This is a genomic window from Candidatus Pelagibacter sp. HIMB1623 (genome assembly GCF_052047695.1).
GTDB lineage: Bacteria > Pseudomonadota > Alphaproteobacteria > Pelagibacterales > Pelagibacteraceae > Pelagibacter.
On sequence record NZ_JBNAJN010000003.1, the window covers coordinates 1 to 21,591 of the forward strand.

General features: G+C 30.0%; 24 protein-coding genes, 1 tRNA gene and 1 pseudogene. 20 read left to right on the plus strand and 6 right to left on the minus strand.

Annotated features, from left to right (window positions below; all coding sequences use genetic code 11):
- From ACTTBN_RS01290 to ACTTBN_RS01315, 6 genes and pseudogenes are all read left to right on the plus strand, one after another.
- Nucleotides 1-544 (plus strand): annotated as a pseudogene (locus ACTTBN_RS01290) (hypothetical protein); the annotation flags it as partial.
- 54 nt (nucleotides 545-598) lie between these two features.
- Nucleotides 599-1,363: a hypothetical protein gene (locus ACTTBN_RS01295; protein ID WP_440680629.1), complete on the plus strand. Its 765-nt coding sequence runs from the start codon at nucleotides 599-601 to the stop codon at nucleotides 1,361-1,363.
- A gap of 21 nt (nucleotides 1,364-1,384) precedes the next feature.
- A complete protein-coding gene (locus ACTTBN_RS01300; protein ID WP_440680630.1) occupies nucleotides 1,385-2,395 on the plus strand; it encodes an NAD-dependent epimerase/dehydratase family protein in 1,011 nt (336 codons plus the stop codon).
- A 9-nt stretch (nucleotides 2,396-2,404) separates the two neighbouring features.
- A complete protein-coding gene (locus ACTTBN_RS01305) occupies nucleotides 2,405-4,849 on the plus strand; it encodes a GcvT family protein (RefSeq protein WP_440680631.1) in 2,445 nt (814 codons plus the stop codon).
- Between the two features lie 50 nt (nucleotides 4,850-4,899).
- Nucleotides 4,900-5,106: a hypothetical protein gene (locus ACTTBN_RS01310; protein WP_440680632.1), complete on the plus strand. Its 207-nt coding sequence runs from the start codon at nucleotides 4,900-4,902 to the stop codon at nucleotides 5,104-5,106.
- A gap of 77 nt (nucleotides 5,107-5,183) precedes the next feature.
- A tRNA-Met gene (locus tag ACTTBN_RS01315) sits at nucleotides 5,184-5,260 on the plus strand.
- A 100-nt stretch (nucleotides 5,261-5,360) separates the two neighbouring features.
- On the opposite strand, the gene ACTTBN_RS01320 is transcribed toward ACTTBN_RS01315, so the two are convergent.
- The 3 genes from ACTTBN_RS01320 to ACTTBN_RS01330 form a co-directional block, all read right to left on the minus strand.
- Complete coding sequence (locus tag ACTTBN_RS01320) at nucleotides 5,361-6,719, minus strand: hypothetical protein (protein WP_440680633.1); 1,359 nt, start codon at nucleotides 6,717-6,719, stop codon at nucleotides 5,361-5,363.
- Nucleotides 6,720-6,812: 93 nt separating this feature from the next.
- Entirely contained in the window at nucleotides 6,813-7,670 is an 858-nt protein-coding gene (locus ACTTBN_RS01325; protein ID WP_440680634.1) for a heparin lyase I family protein, read from the minus strand.
- 293 nt (nucleotides 7,671-7,963) lie between these two features.
- Nucleotides 7,964-8,461 carry a hypothetical protein gene (locus tag ACTTBN_RS01330; protein WP_440680635.1) on the minus strand — a complete coding sequence of 166 codons (498 nt, stop codon included), beginning with the start codon at nucleotides 8,459-8,461 and terminating at the stop codon, nucleotides 7,964-7,966.
- 80 nt (nucleotides 8,462-8,541) lie between these two features.
- Between ACTTBN_RS01330 and ACTTBN_RS01335 the strand changes: the two genes are divergently transcribed.
- The gene (locus ACTTBN_RS01335; protein WP_440680636.1) at nucleotides 8,542-9,258 is read left to right on the plus strand and encodes a Crp/Fnr family transcriptional regulator; all 717 of its coding nucleotides are present in this window, start codon (nucleotides 8,542-8,544) and stop codon (nucleotides 9,256-9,258) included.
- Between the two features lie 41 nt (nucleotides 9,259-9,299).
- Here ACTTBN_RS01335 and ACTTBN_RS01340 read toward each other — a convergent pair whose 3' ends face one another.
- Entirely contained in the window at nucleotides 9,300-9,743 is a 444-nt protein-coding gene (locus ACTTBN_RS01340) for an Hsp20 family protein (RefSeq protein WP_440680637.1), read from the minus strand.
- A 161-nt stretch (nucleotides 9,744-9,904) separates the two neighbouring features.
- Here ACTTBN_RS01340 and ACTTBN_RS01345 point away from each other — a divergent pair, with 161 nt between their 5' ends.
- The 5 genes from ACTTBN_RS01345 (at nucleotide 9,905) to ACTTBN_RS01365 (ending at nucleotide 13,696) form a co-directional block, all read left to right on the plus strand.
- Nucleotides 9,905-10,075: a hypothetical protein gene (locus ACTTBN_RS01345; RefSeq protein ID WP_440680638.1), complete on the plus strand. Its 171-nt coding sequence runs from the start codon at nucleotides 9,905-9,907 to the stop codon at nucleotides 10,073-10,075.
- A 350-nt stretch (nucleotides 10,076-10,425) separates the two neighbouring features.
- Nucleotides 10,426-11,067, plus strand: a complete 642-nt coding sequence (locus ACTTBN_RS01350; protein ID WP_440680639.1) for an aspartyl/asparaginyl beta-hydroxylase domain-containing protein — start codon at nucleotides 10,426-10,428, stop codon at nucleotides 11,065-11,067.
- A complete protein-coding gene (locus ACTTBN_RS01355; protein WP_440680640.1) occupies nucleotides 11,055-11,309 on the plus strand; it encodes a DUF6868 family protein in 255 nt (84 codons plus the stop codon). The genes ACTTBN_RS01350 and ACTTBN_RS01355 overlap by 13 nt, the downstream gene beginning before the upstream one ends.
- Before the next feature lie 6 nt (nucleotides 11,310-11,315).
- Nucleotides 11,316-12,695 (plus strand): cytochrome ubiquinol oxidase subunit I, encoded by a 1,380-nt coding sequence (locus ACTTBN_RS01360; RefSeq protein WP_440680641.1) that lies wholly within the window; start codon nucleotides 11,316-11,318, stop codon nucleotides 12,693-12,695.
- The gene (locus ACTTBN_RS01365) at nucleotides 12,692-13,696 is read left to right on the plus strand and encodes a cytochrome d ubiquinol oxidase subunit II (protein WP_440680642.1); all 1,005 of its coding nucleotides are present in this window, start codon (nucleotides 12,692-12,694) and stop codon (nucleotides 13,694-13,696) included. The genes ACTTBN_RS01360 and ACTTBN_RS01365 overlap by 4 nt, the downstream gene beginning before the upstream one ends.
- Nucleotides 13,697-13,899: 203 nt before the next feature.
- Here the strand turns inward: ACTTBN_RS01365 and ACTTBN_RS01370 are convergent, their stop codons facing one another.
- On the minus strand, nucleotides 13,900-14,427 hold the full coding sequence (locus ACTTBN_RS01370) for an adenine phosphoribosyltransferase (protein ID WP_440680643.1): 528 nt from the start codon (nucleotides 14,425-14,427) through the stop codon (nucleotides 13,900-13,902).
- A 33-nt stretch (nucleotides 14,428-14,460) separates the two neighbouring features.
- On the opposite strand from ACTTBN_RS01370, the gene ACTTBN_RS01375 reads away from it, so the two are divergent.
- Genes ACTTBN_RS01375 through ACTTBN_RS01410 form a run of 8 tightly spaced genes read left to right on the plus strand, consistent with a single transcriptional unit; the run spans nucleotide 14,461 to nucleotide 21,184 of the window.
- Nucleotides 14,461-15,333 carry an S-methyl-5'-thioadenosine phosphorylase gene (locus tag ACTTBN_RS01375; RefSeq protein WP_440680644.1) on the plus strand — a complete coding sequence of 291 codons (873 nt, stop codon included), beginning with the start codon at nucleotides 14,461-14,463 and terminating at the stop codon, nucleotides 15,331-15,333.
- Nucleotides 15,330-16,400, plus strand: a complete 1,071-nt coding sequence (mtnA, locus tag ACTTBN_RS01380; RefSeq protein ID WP_440680645.1) for an S-methyl-5-thioribose-1-phosphate isomerase — start codon at nucleotides 15,330-15,332, stop codon at nucleotides 16,398-16,400. The genes ACTTBN_RS01375 and mtnA overlap by 4 nt, the downstream gene beginning before the upstream one ends.
- Nucleotides 16,397-17,032, plus strand: coding sequence for a class II aldolase/adducin family protein (locus ACTTBN_RS01385; RefSeq protein WP_440680646.1), 636 nt, complete (start codon nucleotides 16,397-16,399; stop codon nucleotides 17,030-17,032). Before mtnA ends, ACTTBN_RS01385 begins: the two co-directional genes overlap by 4 nt.
- On the plus strand, nucleotides 17,032-18,072 hold the full coding sequence (gene speD / locus ACTTBN_RS01390; RefSeq protein ID WP_440680647.1) for an adenosylmethionine decarboxylase: 1,041 nt from the start codon (nucleotides 17,032-17,034) through the stop codon (nucleotides 18,070-18,072). Before ACTTBN_RS01385 ends, speD begins: the two co-directional genes overlap by 1 nt.
- Nucleotides 18,073-18,128: 56 nt before the next feature.
- On the plus strand, nucleotides 18,129-18,980 hold the full coding sequence (locus ACTTBN_RS01395) for a transporter substrate-binding domain-containing protein (protein ID WP_440680648.1): 852 nt from the start codon (nucleotides 18,129-18,131) through the stop codon (nucleotides 18,978-18,980).
- Between the two features lie 44 nt (nucleotides 18,981-19,024).
- Entirely contained in the window at nucleotides 19,025-19,717 is a 693-nt protein-coding gene (locus ACTTBN_RS01400) for an ABC transporter permease (RefSeq protein WP_262589019.1), read from the plus strand.
- A complete protein-coding gene (locus ACTTBN_RS01405; protein ID WP_440680649.1) occupies nucleotides 19,717-20,394 on the plus strand; it encodes an ABC transporter permease in 678 nt (225 codons plus the stop codon). Before ACTTBN_RS01400 ends, ACTTBN_RS01405 begins: the two co-directional genes overlap by 1 nt.
- A gap of 1 nt (nucleotide 20,395) precedes the next feature.
- Nucleotides 20,396-21,184 (plus strand): phytanoyl-CoA dioxygenase family protein, encoded by a 789-nt coding sequence (locus ACTTBN_RS01410; protein WP_440680650.1) that lies wholly within the window; start codon nucleotides 20,396-20,398, stop codon nucleotides 21,182-21,184.
- Here the strand turns inward: ACTTBN_RS01410 and ACTTBN_RS01415 are convergent.
- Nucleotides 21,174-21,563 carry a DUF6165 family protein gene (locus ACTTBN_RS01415; protein WP_440634500.1) on the minus strand — a complete coding sequence of 130 codons (390 nt, stop codon included), beginning with the start codon at nucleotides 21,561-21,563 and terminating at the stop codon, nucleotides 21,174-21,176. The two genes, ACTTBN_RS01410 and ACTTBN_RS01415, sit on opposite strands and share 11 nt — an antisense overlap.
- Nucleotides 21,564-21,591: the final 28 nt, after the last annotated feature.

The window sequence follows — 21,591 nt, forward strand, 5'->3', positions numbered from 1 at the left end:
GAACGGAACAGGTGCTGCTGATCTTGTACTACCTGATGGTACATCTCAAACAATTGGTACATTGAGTGGTACTAACTCTAATGCAATGTTAAACTTACTTGGTTCTAGTAGTTTAACAATTACACAGTCTAGCAATGCTAATTTTGCAGGTAATATTAGAGGAGATGGATCATTAGTTAAAAATGGTTCTTCAGATGTAACATTTACAAATGCTATTAATAAACATACTGGATTAACAACAATTAATGCAGGTTCATTAGTATATGCTAATAACTCTGAAATTGGAGCTGTTACTATTGCAAATGTTGCTGGTGCAACACTAGATATTAATGGTGGTACGACAACAATTAGAACATTAATTGGTAATGATCGATCTGATATTGATTTTGGAACAGATGGTACATTAATTGTATACCAAGGAAGCGATCAAAACTACGAAGGTACTTTAAGTGGTTCTGGTACAATATCTAAGAGGGGAAGCGGAAAAATTAACAGATTTGGTAGTACCATTGTTGAAGGTGACTCTGATATAGCTGCTAATTAGCATACAATCCTTAATCTGTTTATAATAGAATGATGATTAGTAATTGATTCTGTTATGCTGCCTTTAACTTTTAAACCCAAAGCTTTATTTAATTTACTTAGAATTGGAAAATCAAATGATGGTGGATATCTTGTATGTACAAAAGCAGTTAAGCAATCAGAATTCTTAGTGTCATTTGGAATAAGCAATGATTTTTCATTTGAAAAACATTTTGTTCAATTAAACAAAATACCAGTACATGCTTATGATCCTTCAATTAATCTGAAATTTTTTATTAAACAAATTTTATTTAATTTAATTAAGTTAAATTTAAAGAATTTTATAAGTGAAATTATTAATACTTTTAAGTTTTATAATTTTTTTAATAATAAAAATAATTTTATATATTTTGAAAAAATTGGTGTTGGAGGTAATCGAATTTGGAAAGATATTCGATTTGAAGATATTATAAAAAAAACAAATTTTAATAAAAAAATATTTATCAAGATTGATATAGAAGGATCTGAGTATCGAATTTTAGATGATATCATTAAATTTGAAAATCACATTAAAGGTCTAGTAATTGAATTTCATCAAGTCGACTTAAATATTGAAAGAATTAATAATTTTATAAAAAAAACAAATTTAAAATTAATTCATATTCACCCTAATAATTTTGCTAACTATGGATTAAATAATATTCCAACTTCACTTGAGGTATCATTTTCAAAAGAACCAGAAGTAATATCTGAAAATGTTAAATTTCCTCACCCTTTAGATCAAAAAAATAATCCAAATATATCAGATATTAACCTAGAGTTTGAAAGTGAAAAATTATAAATGTTAAAAATAATATATTAAATGGATAAAAGTAAAAAAATACTTGTTGTGGGAGCGGGTGGATTTATTGGCGGTCATTTAGTTAAAAAACTTTTGGCAAATGGCAACCAGATAGTTTGTTGTGATATCAAGCCTAAAGAATATTGGTTTCAAGATTTTGATGAAACAGAAAATCATTATGCAATGGATATGAAAGATATCCTAAATTGTAGAAAAGTTTCAAAAGGGGTGAATTATGTATTTAATATGGCATGTAATATGGGTGGTATGGGCTTTATTGAAAATAACAAAGCAGAATGCATGCAATCGGTACTTATAAACACTAATTTACTAGTTGCTTGTAATGAACATAAAGTTGAGAAATATTTTTTCTCTTCCAGTGCTTGTGCTTACAATATTGATAAACAACAACAGTCGTTCATTGAGGGATTAAAAGAAGACGATGCTTACCCAGCTAATCCAGAAGATGGCTATGGCTGGGAAAAGCTTTTTTCTGAGAGAATGTGTCGACATTTTATGGAGGATTATGGAATTCAGGTAAGAATTGCTCGCTATCATAACATCTATGGACCTTATGGAACTTATGATGGAGGAAGAGAAAAAGCACCCGCAGCTTTATGTAGAAAGATCATTCAAGCTAAAAAAGAAAACTCCCAATCAATTGATGTGTGGGGAGATGGTGAGCAAACAAGAACTTTTTTATTTATTGATGAATGCATTGAAGGCACCTTAAAACTATTTGAGAGTGATTATTCAGAGCCTATAAATATTGGAAGTGATGAGCAAGTTTCTATAAATCAAATGATAGACATAATTAGTGAAATAGCTGAAATTGAAAAATTAAATAAAAATTATCAATTAGATAAACCAAAAGGTGTCAGAGGTAGATCGAGTAATAATGAATTAATTAAAAAAGTTCTTAATTGGAGTTATGAAATGTCCTTAAAAGATGGGTTAACTAAAACTTACAAATGGATCGAAAGCGAAATGAGTCAAAACAGATTGAACTTAAGTAAATATACAAAGTCTTAATAAATCTAGATGAACAAAGATCTTCCTAAAAGCTGTAAAGTTGTTGTTATTGGTGGAGGTGTAGCAGGCACTTCATGTGCTTATCACTTAGCTAAATTTGGGTGGAAAGATACAATCTTATTAGAACGTGATCAGCTTACCTCAGGAACTACTTGGCATGCAGCAGGTTTAATGGGTCAACTGGGAGCTACGGCTACTATTACTAAACTTAGAAAATATTCATTAAATTTATATAAAGAACTTGAAGCTAAAACTGGTCTTTCAACTGGATTAAAACAAAATGGTGCCATAACAGTAGCAAGCTCTAAAGCACGTCTTCAAGAATTATTAAGACAAGCAACGGCTGCTCAGTTGTTTGATGTAAATGTTGAAGTTTTAGATCAAAAAAAAATTAAAGAATTGTATCCAGTAATTCATGATCAAGATCTTTTTGGTGGTGTTTATATGCCAGAAGATGGTCAAGCAGATCCAGTTGGAGTAACCAATGTTTTAGCAAAAGCTGCAAAATTAGAAGGGGCTAAAATATTTGAAAAAACTCCAGTTAAAAAAATATTAACCAAAAATGGTAGAATTAATGGTGTTGAAACTAAATTTGGTAAAATAGATTGTGAATATGTAGTTCTTGCAACCGGAATGTGGTCTAGACAAATTGGTGAGGAAATTGGTGTTAGTATTCCTTTATATCCTAACGAACATTTTTACATCATTACAGAGCCAATGAAGGATTTGCCCAAAAATCTACCTGTTTTAAGGGATTATAATGACTGCTTATATCTCAAAGAAGATGCAGGTAAAATGCTAGTTGGGATATTTGAGCCTGGTGCTAAAAATGCTTTTAAAGAAACAGGAATTGTTCCTGAAGATTTTTCTTTTGGTGAATTTCCTGATGATTTTGATCATTTTGAGCCTTATTTGGAAAAGTCCTTTCACCGTTTACCTATTTTAGAAAATGCTGGGGTTAGAAAGTTTTTTTCAGGTCCAGAGTCTTTTACTCCTGATACTCAGTATCTTTTAGGTGAAACTTTTGAAGTTAAAAATTTATATACATGCTGCGGATTTAATAGCATTGGAATAGCAAGCTCAGGTGGGGCAGGAAGAGTAACAGCTGAGTGGATGATAAATGGATATATGAATGAAGATTTATATTCTTTAGATATTAAAAGATTTCAAAAATTTCATTCTTCTAAGAAATTTATAATGAATAGAGTTACTGAAACTTTGGGTGATTTATATGGAATGCATTGGCCTTATAAACAGCACAACACTTCAAGAGATCAAAGATTACTTCCATATCATGATGAACTTAAAAAAGCAGGTGCTTGCTTTGGTCAATCAGGAGAATATGAAAGACCTATGTGGTATGCATTAAATGGTTCTAAACCAGAGTATGAATATAGTTTTAATTATCAAAATTGGTATTCGTCGGTTGAGTATGAATGTAAAAATACTACTGAAAATGTTGGTTTGTTTGAACTTTCTCCTTTTTCTAAATATGAAATGAAAGGTGAAAAAGCATATGAAGAGTTACAAAGATTATGCACAGCCAATATTAAAAACGAAATTGGAAAATGTACTTATACTCACATGTTAAATGAGGGTGGGGGTATTGAAACTGATTTAACTATTGTTTGTTTAGATAAAAATTACTTTAGAATAATTAGTTCAGCTGCAACACGTACTCATGATAAAGCTCATATTTTAAAGCATATATCAAACGATGTTGAATTTAAGGATGTTACAGATGAACTTGTATGTCTTGGAGTTTTTGGACCAAAAAGTAGAGATTTATTATCAAAAATTACAAATACAAATTTATCAAATAAAGAATTTAAATTTGGCACTGGTAAATATGTTAAAATCAATAGTCATAATATCTGGTTTCAAAGATTATCTTATGTTGGAGAATTAGGTTTTGAGCTTTATATCAGCAATGAAAGTGCAAAAGAGATTTATAATTTAATAGTAAAAACTGGAGTAGGATTTAACTTATCTCATTGTGGAGCTCATTGTATGGATACAATGAGAATGGAAAGTGGTTTTTTACATTGGGGTCATGATATTTCTCCTGAAGAAAATCAATATCAAGCAGGATTAAATTTTGCGATTAGTTTTAAAAAAGATTTTGATTTTATAGGAAAGCAAAAATTATTAGAAATTAAAGATAAAATACCAAGCAGAAGATTTGTGATGCTTACCTTAAAAGAAAGTATACCTGGAAAACCTTTGCTTCTCCATGAGGAGCCGATTTATTTAAATGATCAGATAATTGGTAAGACTACTTCGGGTAATTACTCTTTTAATTTTAATAAAAATTTATCATTTGGATATATTGAAACAAATTTATCTAACGAAGATTTGTTGAAAAATAAGCTTTATATTGAAGTAGAAAAACAAAAATACTTAGCCGAGATACTAACAAAATCTCTTAAACAAAATAATTTTAAAAAAATCTAAATAAATTTTTAATTATTTGTAATTATTACTTTTGCGTGGTTAAATAAGATGTGAAAAAAAATAGTGAAGAAACAACTTTATTTGATACTAGAAAAAAAAATCAAAATAAATCTTTAGAAAAAATCAAAACAACTAATGTTAATATTTTGCTTAATAGAGTTAGATTAGATGAAAAAAGAATTTTTAAAAAAAGAATATTATTTACGTCAATCTTTATTGTCTTGCTTTGTGCTGTTAGCGCATATGTGATTATTTAATTGTTAAAATTATTCATTTTAAACCTAAAATGTTTATTGAAAGCTTGAGAATTTATATTATAAGCATCAATGTTTACGGCGGGGTAGCTCAGTTGGTTAGAGCGCGGGACTCATAAGCCCGAGGTCAGTGGTTCGATCCCACTTCCCGCTACCATTCTAGAAGTATTAGTCTCTTTTGCGTCTCTGAGGCGTCAATGAGATTAGCTCTAAGTTGTTAGGTACTTTTTTAAAAGTTAGATAATTTATTTTTCTAGTTATTTTAAATAACCTTTTAGTGTCTGTATTTCTACTTTATCAACTAAATATGATCTCATATCTTCCCAAAACATATTTGATGAGTATTCTTCGAAACCTTGTGTTGCACCAGATTTAATACAATTGTTTCCTAGCCACTCTCTTTGATCTTTTTCATATCCTTTGGTTTCTGAATCCCATTCACCAGTTCCATCTCTTTTTTTAATAATTTGGTAGAGGTTTTTTTTATAATTAATCGAGCAATTAGGTAATAGGGTTAAGCTATTTGATACAAATTTTGTTGGAGGATACATGGGGCTTTCAAAATGATGGCCTCCTGAATAAGCTAATAAATGTATATTTTCAAAACTTCCTGAATCTTTTAAATCTTTACATATTGATCCAGGTGTAGAGTCATCCCAAGTACCATTAACTGCAATTAATTGCACATCCTTATTAAACCTAGCCTCAAACCTATCAGGGCAAGCAGCATTAATCATAAATCCTTTTGAGATTAATTTCATTGATGGGTATTTATCAATGTAATCTTGCCATCCTGCTTTAAAAATTGCGAGCGCACCAGTTGATGATGCAATTAATATAACTTCTTTAGGCTTACTAAATTTTTTTGATACTGCATTAATTGTTGCTATAGCATCATACATAATCATTGATGATGTATAAGAACCAGTAAACTTTTTTTGGTATCTTGGTTCAGCTCCAAATACTATTGCTGTTGCAAATCCAAATTCGCTAACTTGTTTTTCATAGAATTTTTCATCATCCATATTAGGTGTGCTTGATGGAAGAACAATAATTAACCCGTTACTTAAATTATCAAGATTTCTTAATTCAACACGAATTTTTTGTTTTTTTCCTTCATCTTTAAGAAGAGAAATTTCATGATAGACATTTTTTGAAGTAACTTTGATTTCTGTAACCTTTCGATCATCATCAAAAGAAATTTTTTCGGGTAAATCTCCTACTTTTGTAAATACTATATCGCAATCTTTTTCATATTCTCCATTTCTACTGTACCTTTTTGCTAATAGTTTGCCCTCGATTTTTTGACCTTCAATATCTAGCTTCCCTTTTATTTTGTATTTTCTATCTTTTCTTTGAGCTTGAATTGAAAGGTTGCCTTTTTTATTTAATTTATATTTTTTTATATCCCACCTGCCACCACCACCTTTGTCGTTCGAAATAACACCATCTTCAATTATAAATCTACTACCATCATATTTTGGCTCAGGCTCATTAGTGCAGAAATGGCTGTAAGTGTATGCACCATTAAATTTTGATATAGTTTTTTTTTCTTCTGCAAAAGAATATGAAAAAGCAAACAAACAAAGAGTAAATATTCCTAAAACTTTTTTCATATTTTAATATTAACAAATTCTAATTTTAGAGTCTAATCACTGAAAACTTGCTCCATATAAGCGTCAATGACATTGGTTCTTGACTAAGATTCTTTAATTTGATTCAGTATTTAACAAATCTAAATTTAAGCCATTAGATCTCAATAATTTTAGAAGCTTTTCTTTTTTGTTAGTTCTAAATAAAGTATCGTAGTAAACAACTTGTGTAGGATATTCTCCGTGTATCTTATCTTTCCATCTAGTTATCCAACTATGATAAATTCCAAATTTATTAAAAAATTTCCCTCCATATCCAGTTCTGCCATCATATTCGTTGTATAGAACACCATTTACATACATTTTTGAAAATCCTTCCCCAGCTTTTTTTCCCATTTTTGTGTGAAAGATAATTGTTGTCCACTTATCTCTCATATCATCTATAAAAAGATGTTTATGTATTTTTCCAGGAACATCACGTCCATTAACGGGGTAATATCTTGGTTCCAAAACTCCAAATTTTTCTCTTAACATCATTCTAGGATGTCTTTGTTCGTCTCTATTTCCCCATTCATAAATTTGAAAAAGTGAGGTGCTAACTGGTTCAACAGATTTAAAATCATTGGGCAAATAAATGCTGACTGAAATCCATTTTTCTCCAGTATATCTTATTTTTGAAGAGTATTCACTTCTTGCTCTGTCTCCTCCACCATGTCCAACAACAGCATCTCTACCATTGTTTTGACAGTCAGAGTAATCACCCTCTTTATCTTTTCCACAATCCCTAGGTAACAAAGTAATCTTCCATGCTTTTTTTCCTAAAGCTGGTGAAGTTACAGTTTCTCTAAATTTTTTAAGTTTTTTACCCTTTGCAACACTTTTGTTCCATTGAATATTTGTAATTTCTTTAGCTATAGTTATCGAATTTCCACTCCAAAACAAAACCATAATTAAGATCACAAAAATTTTTTGCATAGTTAAAATATACTTAAATCTAAAAAGTAATTCAATTTAGAATTTTTTGCTCCAATAGTGTGTCAATGACATTGGTTCTTGACTAAGATTCTTTAATTTGATTCAATAACACTAGAAAGGAAAGAGAGCATTTACAGGAGTAATTGTTCTAGAGTAGGTGAGCAGGGTTCATGGCGATAGACTCATAAGCCCGAGGTCAGTGGTTCGATCCCACTTCCCGCTACCATTCTAGACGATCGATAACATTTTGCTCCATATACGCGTCAATGACATTGGTTCTTGACTAAAACTACTTAAATTTTAATAAAAGATCTCCATCCATCTGAATTAATAAGATTTTTATCATACTTTTTTTTTACCAAATCAAATGAAGAATTAAATCTAGGTAACTCAAGAACTTCACAGTTTTTGTTCTTAGCAATATAAAATATTTTATTAATAAATTGCAGATAAATTTTTTGTTCTAATACAGGATTTGAACTGATTAAATTTTCAACCACTAAACATTTGGAAAATTCTTTATTTGAGTCATTGGAAAAATTTTTGTTCATTATATCGTGCATTGAATAAATTAATAAACCAATACTGTAGGAGGAATCGTTTTTAGCAACTAATATACCGTTGGTTTTTTGTTTTAGAACCAATTTAATGTAGCTTCTCAATCTACCTAATCCCCACGTTGGAAATTCTTCTGCTAATAATGGCAAAATACCATTAAAATCTTGATCGTTATCTTTGATTTTTAAAATACTAAGCCCTGGTAAATTATTTGGGTTATATTGAGCAAGCATAAAGAACTAGATATCTTATTTTTAGACGAACAGTTTGATCTAGATCAAAAACAAATTATAATTAAATTTTATATTCTGCTATGAGCTCAGCACAAATAAATAAAAGTTTCATTGAAAAAAGCAGATGTTCTGAATGTAACATTAGGTCATATTCTTTTTGCAGGTGTTTACAGGAGGAAAAGCTTAAAGAATTTTCAAGTATTTCGTCAGAGAAAAAATTCAATAATAAAAAAAATATTTTTTTACAACAAGATGAAGCTAAAAATATTTATAATATTACCGAAGGAAATGTTAAAATTTATCAATTAATTGATGACGGTCGTATTCAAATAATTGGATTTCTTTATCCTGGTGATTTTTTTGGATCTTACAAAAATGGTAAATATAATTATTGTGCAGAAGCTATAGGTGATGTGCGTGTATGTATTTTTGAGCAAAAAAAACTAGATCAATACATTGAAAAAAATATGATTCTTGCAAAAGAGCTTTTAAATCAAACTTCTTTTGAATTAACACTTGCTCAAGATAGGTTGGGTGTGTTGGGTAAATTAGATGCAACGGAACGACTTGCTAAATTTTTAATGAATATATCAGAACAAAGAAAAAGAATAGGATGGCAAAACAATCCAATAAGCTTGCCAATGACGAGACAAGATATTGCGGATTATTTAGGTTTGACAATTGAAACCGTCAGTCGAGAAATATCTAAGTTAAAAAGTTCAAATATAATTAAAGTTTTATCTTCTAAGCAAATTTTTATTAACGATATTGATAAATTAACTAGTCTTTCAATATAAATTAAATAGCCCCAGTTTTATACCGAGGCTATTCATTTTGATTATTGTCTTTTTGAAATAGGAATTTCTTTTACGTTTTTAGGTAAAGGATTTTCTTCTTTTAGCTTAATTGACAACAATCCTTTTTCCATAACCGCTTCTTCGACTTTAATATCTTTGCCAATAATAAAACTGGCACAGACATTTTCTTTTTCAACTCCTTTGTAAAGATATTCTCTGTCATCTTTCTCAACTTTATTCTTTGAAAAAGATTTTATTTTAAGGACATTATCTTCAACACTAACATTGACATCTTTTTGATCAACCCCAGGTAATGCAACTTCAATATTATAGTCTTGTTTACCTACTTTAGTAATATTGTAGTTCACTCTATTAGTTTCAAAAGCATCGAGATCATTGCTATGAAGATCTTCAAAATGTTTAAACATATTGTCAAAACCTACTGAAAAAGGTCTTAACGAGTCTATAATGGATAATGATTTCATGTTTACTCCTTTCTATAAATTAAACCTAATTCAAAATTAAAAAAAATATTTGACGTGAATCAAAATCAGTAATTTTTGATTTTAATCAAAACAGAGATCTTTTGATTACGATCAATACATGTATTTAAAATTAAAATATATTTGAAGAGAAAGGAGTAACTATGAACTACATGATAACTAACAAGTCTTTTCACAAAATAGCAAATACTGCAATCACAATGATCTTGATAGCATTTGTTGCAATGTTGGTTGCTGTTTATGTGCCTGAATTTAGTTCTAATCTTAAGACAGGAGTAGGGGGCAGTGGTTTAGATTATGATCTAATACCATAATTTGAAAACTAAATGGGTCCGGACCCCAACCTAAAATTGATTTAAATCAATACCAATTTTTTTAATAAATATAATTTATATTTATGAAAATACACAATCTTGTTAAAACTTTAATACTGGCAATTGTAATAAGCTCTTTAACTGCATTTATTACAGTTTTGATTTCACCTTACCTTTTTTAGAATAGGTCTCACCATTCATAATCCTCACCATCTATAATTGTGGAGGAAGTAATATCAATATTAGGGATATAAAGCATGATGAGACCATGCTTTTTTTTTAAATGAAATAAAATTATTATCTTTGATGTAAATCAATTTTCTTTTTTTAAATTCATTTAAATAAACATCATGTCAGTCAAAAGTTTAGTTTATAAAGTTCCAGGCATATCTTTTGATATTGATCGATTGGTTGATACTTATCAGGAGGTAATTAAAAAAAAAAAATTTGATCAAGGCGATGGATCTGTTTCAAATATAGACAGTATTGCTCTTAATAGAATTCCAGGTAATGAAGATAGTACTAAAGGAAAATTTTCATGGGGCCTTTATTGGACAAAACCGGATCAATCAGGTCAGGAAAAATCTAGAGCACATCAAATTGATGAAAAGAAATTTACAGAATTTTTACCAGAATTTGAAAACACTTATTTCAAGTATGTATATGAGACATTGTCTAGAAGATATGCTTTAGGAAGAACGAGAATATTAAAAAAAGCACCAAGATCCACATTAAGTTGGCATAGAGATCCTGAACTAAGATTGCATATACCTATAATTACCAATCAAGGCTGTAGATTTGTAATTGAAGATAGATCTTTTCATTTACCTGCTGATGGACATGCTTGGATAGTTAATGCAAAAAAATATCATAATTTTTTTAATGGTGGTGAAGAAGATAGAATACATTTGGTGGCAACACTTCCTTATAGCAAATTATTTGATGATAAAAAAAACAATTTAGATCAATTTTGGCATACATGGGGACATTAGATTTAAATTTTTTGGCTAGTTTTTTAGGTTGGCTAATAGTTGCTAATTTTTTGTTTCTAATTTTTAGAGTTTTTTTATTTGGAAGTTTTCCCAAAAATTTTATTTATAAAATACATAAAAACTTTTTTAAAGTTTCAAATAAGGATTTTGCAAAAGCACATTATAAAGGCATCATTTTATATATTACGCTTATAGTATTTTTTATCTTACTCCCTTATTTTGTTTTACGATTTTTATTATAAATTTTTATGGACGTAGTTGATTTATCTAGAATACAGTTTGCTGCCAATATAACTTTTCATATTCTATTTCCGTCGATCACCATTGCTTTATCTTGGTTTCTTTTATTTTTTAAAGTCCGATATTCTAAAACTGGAAATTATAAATGGATGAATATTTATTTTTTCTGGACAAAAGTTTTTGCACTTTGTTTTGCTCTAGGAGTGGTCTCTGGGATCACCATGTCCTTTCAATTTGGCACGAATTGGCCTGGATTTATGAATACGGTTGGTAATATTGCAGGGCCTTTATTAGGTTATGAGGTGCTTACCGCCTTTTTCCTAGAGGCTAGTTTTTTAGGTATTATGTTATTTGGTTTTAGAAAAGTAAAAACTTGGCTGCATACATTCTCAACTTTTCTAGTTGCCTTTGGAACCACCTTATCTGCTTTTTGGATTTTAGTTTTAATTAGTTGGATGCATACACCAATAGGCTTTGAAATGATTAATGGTGAAGCTTATGTCACTAACTGGATGGAAGTAATATTTAATCCTTCAATGCCATACCGATTAACTCATAAATTATTAGCTTCTGGATTGACGGCTAGTTTCTTAATTGCTGGCATATCTGCGTACCGTTATTTAAAAGGTTATAAAACAGAAACTGTTAAAACCGCTATTAAAGTATCAACAATAGTTGCAGCTATATTAATTCCAATTCAAATATTTATAGGTGATCTTCATGGATTAAATACCTATGAGCATCAACCTCAGAAAGTTGCAGCCATGGAAGGTAATTGGCAAACCCAAAAAGGTATTCCGTTAATCTTATTTGCTATACCCGATGAAGAAACAAGATCAAATAAATTTGAAATTGGTATTCCAAAGTTAAGTAGCTTGATCATTACTCACGATTTAAATGGAGAAGTTAAAGGCTTAAATGAATTTAAAGGAGAACATCCACCAGTTGCAACTATTTTTTGGTCTTTTAGAATAATGATTGCAACTGGATTGATGATGTTATTAGTGTCTTGGCTTGGTTGTTATTATTTATTTAGAAAGAAAGAAGCACCTAGTTTATTTTATAAAACTTTGGTTCTAATGTCTTTTTCAGGATGGATTGCAACCATTGCAGGTTGGTATGTGACAGAAATAGGTCGTCAACCTTATCTTGTTCAAGGAGTTTTAAAAACTGCTGATGCCGTTACAACCGTACCAAGTGGTTATATTGCAATTTCATTAACAATTTATTTACTTGTCTACATTTTGCTAATCATTGCTTTTGCGACTACTTTGTTTTACATGGCAAGAAAATCTAAAGATAAAGAATTTGATCCAAACGAATTTGATCCAACAACAGGTCAAAGACGATCTATTTCAACAGTTAATATCCCATTAAAACAATTATGATCGAAAGTTCTACAGGCTTACCTATATTGTTCGCATCTTTAATGGGATTAAGCATGTTAATTTATGGCTTGCTTGATGGTTATGATTTAGGAGTGGGGATTTTATCTGGATTTACCAAAACCCGTGAAGAGAAAAATAAAATGATTGCCTCCATTGGACCTTTCTGGGATGCCAATGAAACTTGGTTGGTTTTAGGGGTTGGAATTTTATTAATTGCATTTCCAAAAGCACATGGAGTGATTTTATCAAATTTGTATCTACCCGTTTTTGTAATGCTAATTGGTTTAATTTTTAGAGGCATCGCATTTGATTTTAGAAGCAAAGCAAAAGAGAAATATCAAAAGTTTTGGGACCAAGCTTTTTTTGGAGGTTCTTTATTAACTGCTCTTGCTCAAGGGTACATGTTAGGCTTTTATATTGTAGGATTTAATAGTTCTTTAGCTACTATTATATTTTCTTTAATCGTTAGTATTGGGGTTGCAATTGGATATTGTTTAATCGGAGCAAATTGGCTGATCATGAAAACAGAAGATGATTTACAAATAAAATCTGTTCGTTGGGCAAAAATTTCACTTATCGGAGCAGTATTTTGTATTGGACTGGTCTCACTTGCAACCCCAATTGCAAGTACTAGAATTTTTGAAAAATGGTTTGTGTTACCTAATCTTTATTATCTTTTTCCTATTCCACTAATAACTCTAGGATTAATTGTGATGATGTATTTCTATTTAAAGAAACTACCAATGATTAACGATAAAAATTGCTGGGTGCCTTTCTTTTTAACAATTTTAGTTTCCATTCTTTGTTTTTTAGGACTGTCTTATAGTTTCTTTCCTTATATTGTGCCTAATCAAATACTTATCACTGAAGCAGCTTCTGCTATCTCATCGTTGTGGATTATATTGTTTGGAGTAGTGATCGTCTTTCCAATTTTAATTGGATATACTTTTTTGTCTTATAAAGTTTTTCACGGCAAAAGTTCTAAATTAAGCTACGACTAAATATCAATATTGTTAAATATTCTTGCTCCATATACGCGTCAATGAGATTGGTTCTTGACTAAGATTCTTTAATTTGATTCAATATAGGTAGAAAGGAAAGAGAGCATTTACAGGAGTAATTGTTCTAGAGGTAGGCTCAAGGGTTCATGGCGATAGACTCATAAGCCCGAGGTCAGTGGTTCGATCCCACTTCCCGCTACCATTTAATGTCCTGGAAATTCTATTAAATTTTCAACTTTATAATTTTTATTAACTAAATTATCTGATCCACCTAAATCAAATAAATTAATAACAAAAACAAATGCAGCTACTTTTGCATCACACATTTCAACTAATTTAGCAGCAGCTTCTGCTGTTCCACCTGTTGCAATTAAGTCATCAATTATTAAAACAGACTCATCTTTTAAAATAGAGTCTTTGTGAACCTCAATAGTTGCAGTCCCATACTCCAATTCAAAATCTACAGAATGTACTTCAGCTGGTAATTTATTTTTTTTTCTCAACATTATAAAAGGTTTTTTGATGATATAAGAAACAGCAGAGGCAAACACGAAACCCCTTGATTCTATTGCAGCAATTTTATCAATTTTGTATTTTTTTGATCTTTCAATAATTTGATTAATTGTTTCAGCAAAAGCTTCCTCGTTTTTAATTAGAGTGGTTATATCTCTAAATAGAATACCTTTTTTAGGATAATCAGGAATTGATCTAATATGATCTTTTAAATTCATAATACTCAATTATAAATAAATATATTTTAAATTATGACAACAAATAAATTAGCAATAATTGGTGGAAGTGGACTCTACGATGTTGAAGAATTTACTAACAGAGAATTATTAGAAATAAATACACCTTGGGGCAAACCATCTGATCAAATATTAAAAACTAATTATAATAATAAAAAAGTTTATTTTTTGCCAAGACATGGGAGAGGCCATTTTGTTTCTCCTTCTAATATAAATTTTAGAGCAAATATCGATGCGTTAAAACAGTTAGGTGTTACTGATATTGTTTCAGTTTCAGCTGTAGGATCTTTGAAAGAAGATTTGCCGCCAGGAAAATTTGTTATAGTTGATCAGTTTATTGATAGAACTTTTGCAAGAGTAAAAACTTTTTTTGATGATGAAATCGTTGCCCATGTATCGATGGCACATCCTACATCTAATGGGTTAATGAATGCTTGTGAAGATGCAATTAAAAAATCAAAAATAGATTATCAACGAAATGGAACTTATGTTGTAATGGAGGGACCTCAATTTTCAACATTGGCAGAATCTAATTTATACAGATCTTGGAAAGCAGATGTAATTGGTATGACCAATATGCCTGAAGCAAAACTCGCAAGAGAAGCAGAAATTAGATATGCCTCAGTTTCAATGGTTACAGATTTTGATTGTTGGCACCCAGATCATGAAAATGTTGATGTTCAACAAGTGATCAAAGTTTTATTAGGAAATGCTGAAAAAGCAAAAGTGATGATAAAAAACTTAATTGATAATTATGAGAGCCATATAGATCCAAATGATCCAACCAATAATTGCTTAGATGTAGCTATCATTACTGCTCCGGAAAAACGAACCCAAAAAACAATAGATAAGTTAAAAACGGTTGCTGGTAGAGTTTTAAACAAATGAAAATTCAAGGAAAAGAATACCGAACAATATGGTACGAGGATAAAATAGTAAAAATAATTGATCAAACAAAACTTCCACATCAATTTATAATAAAAGAACTTAAATCAGTTAAAGATGCAATCAATGCAATTAAAGTTATGGAAGTTAGAGGTGCACCTTTAATTGGAGCAACAGCTGCTTATGGAATAGTTTTGGCTATTCATGAGAACAACTCTCAAGAATTTATAAATAAATGTTCAGAAGAGTTAATTAAATCAAGACCTACTGCAATAAATTTGAAATGGGCAGTTGATCGTATGATGAAAAAATTATCTGATATTAATAGTGATCAAATTTTAGATTTAGCTTTAAAAGAAGCTAAAGAAATTTGTGATGAGGATGAAAAGTTTTGTAGGAATATAGGTATTAACGGATTAAAAATAATTGAAGAAATATACAATAAGAAAAAAAATACAGTAAATATTTTAACTCATTGTAATGCAGGTTGGTTAGCAACTATTAACTGGGGAACAGCAACTTCACCGATTTATCATGCTCATAAAAAAGGAATTCCAGTTCATGTCTGGGTAGATGAAACAAGACCAAGAAACCAAGGTGCAAATTTAACTTCATATGAGCTAAACGAAGAAGAAATTCCAAATACAATTATTGCTGATAATACTGGAGGTATCTTAATGCAAAGAAAGGAAGTTGATATGTGTATTGTTGGAACAGATAGAACTTTATCGAATGGAGATGTATGTAATAAAATTGGAACTTATCTAAAAGCTTTAGCTGCACATGATAATAAAGTCCCTTTTTATGTTGCACTTCCAAGTTCAACAATTGATTGGAATATTAAAAATGCTAAAGATATTCCTATTGAGGAAAGAAATTCTGAGGAATTATCTTATTTGGAGGGTATTGATGAAAATAACCAAATTAAGAAAGTTTTGATATATCCACAAAAAAGTAAAGCAATGAATTTAGCATTTGATGTAACTCCTGCAAAATATGTAAGTGGATTAATTACTGAGAGAGGAGTATGTGAAGCTTCCACCAATGGACTAAAAAACTTATTCAAATGAAAAATTTAAGTTCTGAAATTATTCGATATTCAAAAATGCTGAACACAAAAAAATTATCAGCTTTAAGATCTGGGAATATTTCAGTAAGGTATAAAAATGGTTTTTTAATTACCCCGTCTGGAAAAAAATACTCAACTTTAAAAAATAAAGATATAATTTTCGTTTCATTAGATGGTGAGTTTGACAAGAAAAAAGGTATTCCATCTTCAGAATGGAAATTTCATCAAGATATTTATAAAAATAAAAAAGAAGCTAAAGCGATTGTTCATGCTCATTCAACAAATGCAACTGCAGTATCTACTCATAATAAAGGAATACCTCCTTTTCATTACATGGTTGCAATGGCTGGTGGCCATGACATTAAATGTGCAAAATATGCAACCTTTGGAACGAGAGAATTATCTAAAAATATTTTAAGAGCTCTAAAAGGTAGAAAAGCCTGTTTAATTTCAAATCACGGTCAGATTGCATTTGAAGATAATTTACCAAAAGCTTTTGAATTAGCTGAAGAGGTTGAAAATATATCGCTTCAGTATATAACGAGCCTGAGATTGGGTAAGCCTAAAATTCTTTCTATAGCAGAAATGAATAAAGTTTTATCCAAAGCTAAAAATTATAAAAAGGATAGCTAATGACCAAAGTTGGAGAACATATAACTCTAGACATCATTGGAACTACAAAAGAATACGATCCTTCTGTTTATGAAAAAGTAATTCATGAAATTGCAAAAGCTGCAAAAGTATCAATATTAAATATTTCTAAACATAAATTTGAACCACAAGGTTTCACAATATTGGCTCTTTTAGCAGAAAGCCATATTAGTTTTCATACATTTCCTGAAAAAGGAATTATTAGTTTTGATTTTTTTACTTGTGGGAAAGTAAGTCCATCAGTTGCAATTGATATAATTAAGAAAGAATTTGAACATACAAGAATTGTTAAAAAAGAATTTAATAGAGATACAAAATCACTTTATCATGACATTTATAGCTCTCCAGGTTTACAAAAATCTTATGTTGTAAATGATGTTTTAGAAGATTTTAAATCTAAAGTTGGTCAACATATTGAAATTTTGGATCTTGAGCAGTTTGGAAAATCATTATTTATAGATGGTGAAATTCAAGTTGCTGCAACCGATGAACATTTATATAGTTCTACATTTGTTGGTTCAGGTTTAAATTTAAACAAAGATAATGAAAGAGCAGCTATCATTGGAGGTGGAGATGGTGGAGTTGCAAGAGAATGTATTTCTAAAAATTTTAATTTTATTGACTGGTATGAGTTAGATCCAGAAGTTGTAGATGTTTGTAATAAACATCTTGATGATATTGGAAAAAAAGCTACGGAAAAAAATTCAGTCAAATGTGTATGGGGAGATGCTTTTGAGAGTATCAAATCAGTTTCCGATGATACTTATGATCATATTTTTGTTGATTTAAATGATGACCAATTTTGCATTGATTTAGCTGCTAAGAATATGGATTCTTTGGTGAGAATATTAAAACCAAAAGGAGTGATAACAGCTCAAGTTGGAAGTCAGGATAAAAAACCTAAGCAAGTTGATAGTTGGTTAAATGTCTTTAATCAAAATTTTGGTAATGCCAAATTATCTAGAGTTTACATACCAAGTTTTGATTGTTCTTGGAACTTTTCATCATCAATAAATCATTAATTTTCTTTTTTCTTTCTAAAAATTGTGAAATAATTGTTCCAATTAAAGGAGAAAATATGAATATATTCAAAAAAACTATTTTAACAGTTCTGGCTTCTTTTTTGATCATCGGAAATGTTTCTGCTGAGAAAATTAAAATTGGAACTGAAGGTGCTTATCCTCCATGGAATTCAAAAGATGCTTCTGGCAATTTAATTGGATTTGAGGTTGAGCTAGCTCAAGAGCTTTGCAAAATTATGAAGTATGAGTGTACAATCGTTGAGCAAGATTGGGATGGAATGATACCAGCATTAGTAATGAGAAAATTTGATGCAATCATGGCCGGTATGTCAATCACTGATGAAAGAAAGAAAACAATTACTTTCTCACAAGGTTATGCCGATGAAGTTGCATCTCTTGCTGTAATGAAAGGTTCAAGCTTAGAAGGTATGGATACACCAGAAGGTATCAACTTATCTTTAGGTGGATCTGCAGTTAAAAAAGCTCTTAAAACTTTAACAGGAGCTTTAGCTGGAAAAACTGTATGTACTCAAACTGGAACAATTCACCAAAACTTCTTAGAGTCTGGTGATGTTGGTAGTGTTAATGTTAGAACTTACAAAACTCAAGATGAGGTTAACTTAGATTTAACATCTGGAAGATGTGATGTTGCATTAGCTGCAGCTGTAGCATTTACAGATTATGCAGATAAATCTGGTGAAGCTGTAGTTTTAGTTGGTCCAACTTTTTCAGGTGGTGCGTTTGGAAATGGAGTTGGTGTTGGAATTAGACAAGCTGATGATAGCGCTATTGGAAAAAGAGATGCTAAAATCTTAAAAGATTTCAACAAAGCAATTAAGAAAGCTAGAAAAAAAGGAATTATTAGCGAACTTGCTATTAAACACTTTGGTTTCGACGCTTCTATGTAAATAATTTCAGATATGGCGGCTATAATATATAGTCGCCAGTCTATATGGAACTTCTTGCATTTGGAAAAACAGGTTGGGGTGACGAGTTATTTTACGCAACCTTAATGACAGTTGCTGTATCTGTTACAGCGATGTTAGTTGGTTTCCTTTTTGCTTTAATTTTTACTCCACTTAAACTTTCAAAGTATAAAACACTAAACTTTGTAGGTAATTTTTACACCACAGTAATAAGAGGTGTTCCTGAACTATTAGTAATATATTTATTATTTTTTGGTGGAAGTGGTGCAATCATGTATGTTGCATCAATATTTGGTTATTACGAATATATAGAGATTAATGCATTTATTACTGGTGCTGTTGCTATTGGGATAATTTCTGGTGCTTACTCAACAGAAGTTTTTAGAGGAGCTATTCAATCAATTGACAAAGGGCAATTTGAAGCCGCTAAAGTTTTAGGGATAAGTAAGTTTGGTCAATTCTATAAAATTATTCTTCCTCAAATGTTAAGACTTGCAATTCCAAATTTAAGTAATGTTTGGCAAATTACTTTAAAAGACACATCTTTAATATCAGTAACTGGTTTGGTCGAAATCATGAGACAATCTTATATCGCTGCAGGATCTACACGAGATCCATTATTTTTTTATTCATTTGCTGCAGTTTTATATTTATTGCTCACTTACATTAGTATGAAGTTAATTAACAAGTTAGAAGTCAAATATAGTAGGGGTTATTAATGGATTTTGATTTAATGATCACCAGTTTTCCAAAACTTTTAGGAGCAACTGTTATTACTTTAAAACTTTTATCAGCTTCTTTGTTTTTTGGATTATTTCTTGGATTATTTTTTGCAATTTTAAGATTAAACAAAAATATATTTATTAACAAATTTGCTTATGTTTACTCTTATGTTTTTAGAGGTACTCCGCTATTAGTCCAAATTTTTATTATTTATTTTGGATTAGGACAAATTGAATATTTGAGATCAACAGTTTTGTGGGTTGTGTTAAAAGAACCTTATTGGTGTGCAATAATTGCTTTTACATTAAATACAGGCGCTTATACCTCTGAGATATTAAGATCTGCATTTCAAACTATAAAACCTGGAATTATTGAAGCTGGAAAAAGTTTAGGTATTTCAAGTAAAATTATATTTTATAAAATTCAAATACCTATTGCGATTAGGCAGTCTCTCCCTGCATATGGAAATGAAATAATTTTAATGATGAAAGGTACTTCATTAGCAAGCACTGTAACATTAATGGACTTAACTGGTGTAGCAAAATATATTATATCAACAACATTTAAGCCTATCGAAGTATTTATTGTAGCTGGTGGAATATATTTGTTTATGACTTTCGTTATTCATAATGTGATTAAGTACTTAGAAAAAAAATATAGTTTCCAACAATAAAATGTATCTTTCTCAAAAACAGATTGATGATTATCAAAATCTTGGTGCAATAATTATTAAGGATGTATTTAAAGATTGGATTGAACCATTAAGAAATGGTTTTCAAAAAGTTTTAGACAACCCAAGCAAACATGGAAGAGAGAATGTTGGAGAAAATGAGGGAAGGTTTTTTGAAGATTATTGCAATTGGGAAAGAATAAAAGAATTCAAAGATTGTATGTTTAATTCACCTGCAGCTCAAATAGTTGCTGAGGTTACAAATTCAAAATCTATACAAATTTTTCATGATCATCTTTTTATTAAAGATCCAGGAACAAATAAAGAAACACCTTGGCATCAAGATATGCCGTATTACTGTGTTGATGGAAATGATACAGGCAGTTTTTGGATACCATTAGATGAAGTAAATAAAGAAAATAACCTAAAATTAATTTTAAGATCACATAAATGGCAAAAACTTTTAAGACCTACCAAATGGTCTAACAATCAACCTTGGTATCAAGATGATAGCTCATTTATGAATCTTCCAAAAAAAGAAGAATTTGAACAAGATGTATTAGTTCCCGACCTAAAATTAGGTGATGCAGTTTTGTTTAATTTTAAAACTGTTCATGGTTCCACAGGAAATCAAAGTTCTCAATCTCGTAGAGCATTCTCTATGAGATTTATAGGTGATGATGTTGCTTTTATTGAAAGAGGTGGTCCAACATCACCTCCATTTGATGGAATTAATTTAAAATCAGGAGATCGGATGAGAGAGGATTGGTTTCCAAAAGTTTTTAGTAACTAGTATACTCTTTAATCTCTTTAATAGCAGAGCCTGTATGGTTATTCATTTCTAATTTTATTTTTGCACGATCATCATTTAAAAAATGAACGTCTCTAGAAAGTTTTATAAATTTTTCTCCAAAATCTTTATTTTTTTCACAATCTCTCTTGTCATCTTCAATAACCCAAAGTTTAGCATTTATATCTTTTAAGTCTTGAAACAATTTTTCAAGCTTCTCATCAGACTTAACATTTTTTTCTAACTGATTTTTAAGAATAGAATGTTCGTTATTTATAAAACTTAATTTTTCTGGGTCTTTAATTTTATCTTGTTTGATTTCTAATATTGAAATCTTGTCTAAAAGCTCTCCAACAGAAACCTCGACTATAATTTTATTCATAAAACTTTATACTATGTTAAGTTGTTAG